The organism is Arthrobacter sp. GAS37, assembly GCF_044908325.1.
Lineage (GTDB): Bacteria > Actinomycetota > Actinomycetes > Actinomycetales > Micrococcaceae > Arthrobacter > Arthrobacter ramosus.
This window is the reverse complement of record NZ_JBIYDB010000075.1, coordinates 1-5,478: the sequence shown is the minus strand read 5'-3', so window position 1 is coordinate 5,478 and position 5,478 is coordinate 1. Positions and strand designations below refer to the sequence as shown.

General features: G+C 61.1%; 5 protein-coding genes. 1 reads left to right on the top strand and 4 read right to left on the bottom strand.

Annotated features, from left to right (window positions below):
* Positions 1 to 321: 321 nt before the first annotated feature.
* The gene (locus ABH924_RS24625; protein WP_404503122.1) at positions 322 to 897 is read left to right on the top strand and encodes a hypothetical protein; all 576 of its coding nucleotides are present in this window, start codon (positions 322 to 324) and stop codon (positions 895 to 897) included.
* A gap of 161 nt (positions 898 to 1,058) precedes the next feature.
* On the opposite strand, the gene ABH924_RS24620 is transcribed toward ABH924_RS24625, so the two are convergent.
* The 4 genes from ABH924_RS24620 to ABH924_RS24605 all read right to left on the bottom strand — a co-directional run bounded on the left by ABH924_RS24620 (position 1,059) and on the right by ABH924_RS24605 (position 4,783).
* Positions 1,059 to 1,361: a hypothetical protein gene (locus ABH924_RS24620; RefSeq protein ID WP_404503120.1), complete on the bottom strand. Its 303-nt coding sequence runs from the start codon at positions 1,359 to 1,361 to the stop codon at positions 1,059 to 1,061.
* A 34-nt stretch (positions 1,362 to 1,395) separates the two neighbouring features.
* Complete coding sequence (locus ABH924_RS24615) at positions 1,396 to 2,010, bottom strand: hypothetical protein (RefSeq protein ID WP_404503119.1); 615 nt, start codon at positions 2,008 to 2,010, stop codon at positions 1,396 to 1,398.
* A 112-nt stretch (positions 2,011 to 2,122) separates the two neighbouring features.
* Positions 2,123 to 4,333: an alpha/beta hydrolase gene (locus ABH924_RS24610; RefSeq protein ID WP_404503117.1), complete on the bottom strand. Its 2,211-nt coding sequence runs from the start codon at positions 4,331 to 4,333 to the stop codon at positions 2,123 to 2,125.
* Positions 4,334 to 4,519: 186 nt separating this feature from the next.
* Entirely contained in the window at positions 4,520 to 4,783 is a 264-nt protein-coding gene (locus ABH924_RS24605; RefSeq protein ID WP_404503124.1) for a WXG100 family type VII secretion target, read from the bottom strand.
* Between the last annotated feature and the right edge of the window lie 695 nt (positions 4,784 to 5,478).

The window sequence follows — 5,478 nt, the reverse complement described above, 5'->3', positions numbered from 1 at the left end:
ATCTAGAAGTGCCGGGTGTTCTCGAGTCCGGAATGGCCTATTCCGGACGGTGAGTGGTCAGGAGCCGGTGTCCGGCCAGTCGACGATACGCGGGCTGAAACGTCGGTTCCTGATCGACCCCACCTACGTCCCGGATGTAGCGATCCATGCATTCACCGCGCGGCCTGACTACGTGGAACCCATCCACGAGGTCATCCGGCATGCCTGCGAAGCGGCTCAGGGAAATGCTGCTCCGACCGAGCTGGACCGGGCGTGCTGGGCGCTTGCCCTGTGCACGGAGGTATACCGTGCCGGGTTGTTCCCAGGCTCGCCCTTGACCTTGTGCTGGAGGATGACGATTTCACCGCTAAACGTCTTCTCTCGCTCATCCCGGAAGATGCTTTTCGGCAGTTGAAGGAGCTGGACACCCTTGCACAGGAGCACCTGTTTCCTAATCTCGGCGCACCGTTCCACCTTGGCCCGACGTTCGATGGCTCGATTCTCTGCCCAGCCGATGCGGACGTGATCAGCAATGGTCTTCTTCTCGACTTCAAGGCGGCCGTCAAGGGCAATGCGCTCTCGCGTGAAGACCTTTACCAGCTGTTGGGATACACCCTCTTCGATCGCTCTGACGGGTACGGAATCAACAGGATCGGCATCTACTCCGCAAGGTTTGCGGCGCTCATTTCTTGGGAGCTTAAGTCGACACTGGAGCTGCTGGCAGGTGAACCAGTCAACCTGGCCGAGGAACGCGAGAAGGTCTGGGGACTGCTCGGAGGTTCGGACACTCTCCAGACGACAGCTGCCCGTATCGTCGGGGAGGAGGACGACGATGACTACTCGGCCCGCGGTGAAGACGACGACTCCGGCTACGGTCCCGACAGCTACTACGTCCGGGCCATGGGCAAGGACGACTGATGTTTCACCCCTGCTTTGTGCCGGAAACGCGTTGACGAGATACTGTTCGTCTGTTTTGCGGATCCGCGAAATCACGGGGGTGCCCCCATGGTTTACGTCAATACACAACGTCAGTTCTCAGCCGGCGGTGACGAGTGCCCGCGCCGCAGACGCTGGCGCTACTAACTGGAGAAAGCCTTGTCCGCCCGGGCGTAGTCGTCAGCGGCCTGATGGGTTTGTTGGGCGGTCTTGCCCAAGGTGGTCTGGATGGTGGCGGTGAGGTCACGGGTGCTGTCCTCGAGGAAGTTTGTGGCTTGGTCGATGTCTGCGTCACCGCTGATGAGTCCGGGCAGTTGGGTGTCGGGGGCGAGGTTGTTCCCGGCATTGGACAGCCCTGCACTGAGAGCGTCCAGCAGCGCGTAGCTCACAACGAAAGACACGGAACCCTGACCGCCGGCGGTTGCGGAGTTGCCTGTTGTGTTCATTCAGGTACCTCCTTGTGCGGGGTGTGTGTTGAGGTCATCGCTTCGAGGTTCCGCTCGGAGAAGGTGTGGGTGCCGAGGTGGGTGCGGGCCCGAGGCCTGCTGGCCATAACGCGGCTGAGGGCTGCCACGGTTCACCTGACCCCGCATCGGGCCATTCCGAAACAGGCGGATTGGGAAAGTTTGCGGTTGCGATGTCTATGTAGATTTGGACGTTTGTTGGTCCACCTGTCACGCCCATGGACAAATAGTCGACTGGTCCCTTATTGCGGAAATCAGCGGTCCCTATCACCGTGCCAGTTGAGGAAGTGGTCCTGTCATCAGAGCCGTTTTCCCATCCGTTGGACTCGAGATATGTGCGCAGTTTGTCGAACAAGGCGTGGACATCCGCGCCTTTGAGACGGCTGGTGGTGCTGACATGCCAGTAGCTGTAGCCGTTTTTCATGGCGGGGGTCTCGGATGATTCGCGCCTGCTCGTGGGCAGACTGTCGAGTTCAGCGAAAAGGGAGGGGTCGATTTGGGCAAGGATGTTCCGGTTGAGATCGAAGGCCTGGTTAGCCGCGTCCTTGAGTTCGGCGCTGGCCCCGACGGGTCCATCTACCGGTTCGGCCGGGTTGCTGTTCCCCCCGCTATTGGGCGCGCAGGCACTCATTGTCACTCCTATGATCATGATCGCGGCCATCGATGCCATTGTCCGGCCTCGCCATCGTCTTATTTGTCTCTGCATGTTCTCCTCGTTGCATTCCGTGGTCAGACTCCGGCAACTACGGCACGGGCGTTGCTTTCGAATTGACGTAGCTTCTGAAGTCACCGATCTTCTCCCAAGGGGTACCGTTCGGGTCCACCATCAAGGGTTTGTAGCCCGGATCCATAAGATGTCCTTCGGGGGCCCGGGCTTCCATGGGCTGACCGCTGTAGAAATGAGCGATGTTCTGCTGGGCGGTGCTATGCAGGTTGAAGACGCCGTTATGGGCCGGTTCACCGGAAAGCAATTCGCCGCCGGGGCGGGCGTTGTCATCCTTGAATCCGGTTTCGAGGGAAGCAATTCCCGGAACCCTCGACGGGTCGGCGCCGAGGACAGGAAAATCCCGGGATATCCCAATGGGATCACCCGGGGCTGTTGTCTGGTAAAACCTGGTGGTTGCTTCGTGCGGGTAGTCGGACGTTGATGTGATTCCGGGTCCCAGCCCGGCAGCTTCAATGAAGAGTGCGCCGTGCACTTTCATGCCCAAGTGCAGGGCAACTCCCAAGGCGGCGCCGCCGTAGCTGTGCGCGCCGGAGTCAATGACGGCCCCGGGCGTCACGGCTTCGGCGTTCAGGGCCTCGCTGAACCGGTATAGCCGTGCCCCGAGTTCGTTGGCGTAGGAAGGATCCTGCGCTCCCTGCGGTGGGAGAAGACCCTCACCGCTGAATATGGGAACGTTCTGTGGGAATTCACCACCGGCCCAGGCGATCATTGCCATGCCGGTACCGAGGGCCCCTTGTCCGCGAGCCGAGATAATGGCGTTTTCTGCCATGCTGTGCGAGTTGTCCGGGAAGTTCGTCATGTTCTCGGTGGTTCCGGGGACGGCGACTCCGATCTGTTTCGACGTGGCGACGTTGCCCCAGACTTCAGCGATGGCTCCCGGACCATTGTCGGAGAAGACCAGAATCTGATGCCCTGTTCGATCTGGGACAGTTTTCCCGTCGGGACCAACCTCGTAACTCGGCGTTGCCTGGTTGAGGTACTTGTCGTAGTTGGTTATCAGGTTAGGGTTCGTTTTCGCTGCTTGTTCTGCCGTTGAGAGGTCCTGGAGGGCTTTGTCCAGGTCTTGCTGTAAGGGATTAATGCCCTGGGTGTCGCCGCCTGTGCGGGGTTCGCCATTGAGTGTGTAGTCGTTGGAGCGTTTCTGCAGGTCGTTGACCTTGTCCTGCGCGGATTTGAGTGTCTGGTCGAGAGATGGCTGGTTGTCCTGGCGGGTCTTCAAGGCTGCAGCGACGTTGATACGGTTCGCGGCGTACCTGTTCTCGAACGGCACGCCATCGATGTTCCCGAGGCCCGGGTAAAGCAACGCCAGCCGTTCCGCCAGGTCGGGGGTGAGGGTGGCGAACAGTGCGGTGATCGCACGTCCGCGCTCGACGGTTACCGGGGAACCGACCAGGCCGGCCAGGGCGGTCATTGTCGCGGGGTCGACCCCGGGCACCGCGGCGCCGGCCGCCGGGAGGGTTCCGGCGAGCAGCTGGGCAAGGTCGGGGTGTTTCACGGCCAGCTCAGCGAGTTCTTTGTTGCTCATTCCAGCCAGGGATGCACGGATCAGCGACAGCCCGAGCGTCGCGGGAACCGCCGAGGCTCCCCCGCCCCGGGCGACAGGCAGATCCCTTGGCAGCCCCGCGGTGAGGGCGGCCAGGTCATGGGCGGCGTTCGAGTTCAGGTCGCGGCGTCGACGGACGCACTCTTCACGCTCGGCCTGGGCCTGTGCGAGGTTCTTTTCCGCGGTGAGGACCATGTCGCGCGCCCCGGCCAAGTTGATCCGGCGGCCTTTGATCTCCGGCGTGTCGCTCGGAAAGGATCCATGGTCCGGGACATCGTCGAGCGGGCAGGCCAGGGACGCGGGATCAAATAGAGACAGCCATTGGGCGTGCTCGATGGTGTGTGCCCGGGACTGGTCCAGTTCCCACTGCCACACTGTTTCTCTCTGCCGGACCCCGTCCATGGACTCACGCAGTGCGTGGAGTCCGTCATACAGGTGGGTGAAGACGGCGTGCATGCCCGAATGGGTGTTGTGCAGCCGGGACAGGATTTCCACCACGGAGGTCACTCCGGTGGTCCAGGCGTTTGCCGCTTCCCCCTGCCACTGCGCCCCGACGCTGTTGATGAGATCCTGCAGGCTCCGGCGCACGAGATCGGCCTGCGCCATATGCTCGGAGGCCCGGTCACGATGCAAGGACCCACTTACCAGGTCAGCGGCGTCCGGTTCCTGCTCAGTCCACTGCACCGGCAACACCCCCGAACAACCCCAGCACCTGGATTAAGGACCCGCTGGCTGCGCTGAGGGCTCTCGCGCCGCTCAACGAGCAGGAGTAACCGGGTGGGGAATCCCCGCCCGCAACAGGCGTCAATCTGCCAGTCATGAATTTCCCTCCACTACCTGTGCCACTCCTGCCCGTCATTGAATCTTCTGCTAGCTTCGGAATCCGGCCGAGATGGAGTGTTCAGTCTCTTCGTAGGCGCGTGCGGCTTGCCCGAGCTGTGTCGAGATGCCTTCGAGGGCGTGCTTGAGGTCGGTTCCGGCGCGGTGGAACTGGTCAAAGAGCTCGTTGAAGCCGGTCGACGCAACACCCGTCCAGTCGTTGTCCACGAGGGCCTTGACCTGGGCATTCAAACCCGACAGCTGGTGCTCGATTTCCACGGAACCATTCGCCAGCCGCGTTGAAACACTTGTCAGCTGCTATGAGGTCACTTTGTAATCGGCCATGGGAACCACATACCCTTTCGTAGATTTCCGGTCTGCCGTCGTCGAACCAATCACTTAGTCCGTTCGATGGAGAAACCATGTACTCCGTCACGTTACCAGTGAGAATCACGGCCTCCAAGCCCCTGGTCTGGCGTTCGAATTTACCTACGAAAATGGGTGCCCTTTCGCGCACTTCCCGAGTATTGGTTCTCTAGAGTCAGCCTAGAGACGTCGTCAACATTCAAGCCCAGGGCATGGACCCGGAGAGCGACGTTGCCGAGCCAATTGCGCGGCTGGTTGCGTGATTCTTGTGTGCCGCGGTCTGCGGGTACTCGGTGCCAGGGAAGGGCTTTGTTCTCCTTTAGCAGGGAACAAATGGCATACCGGGTCGCCTGTCTTGGATTTCTCCTCCTGCCAGGGATGTATACGTTCAGGGGCTGTCTGGTCCGAGACATTAGTCCGGAATGTGTTTGCCCGCGAGGCCCTTTCGCTGGTCTTGTGTGCAATGTTGTCTTGTAGTTGTTGGTGTTGCCCTTCCCAGTATCTGTGCGGATCGGCGTGACTAGGTGGTGAGGTCGGCGACATAGCCGCTGAAGGGTCGTCCCGCGAGTTCGGCCCAGCGGACCGCTGTTGATGCACTGATGCCGAGTGCCTGGGCCAGAAGCGGGGGCTCTACCCGGGCGGCG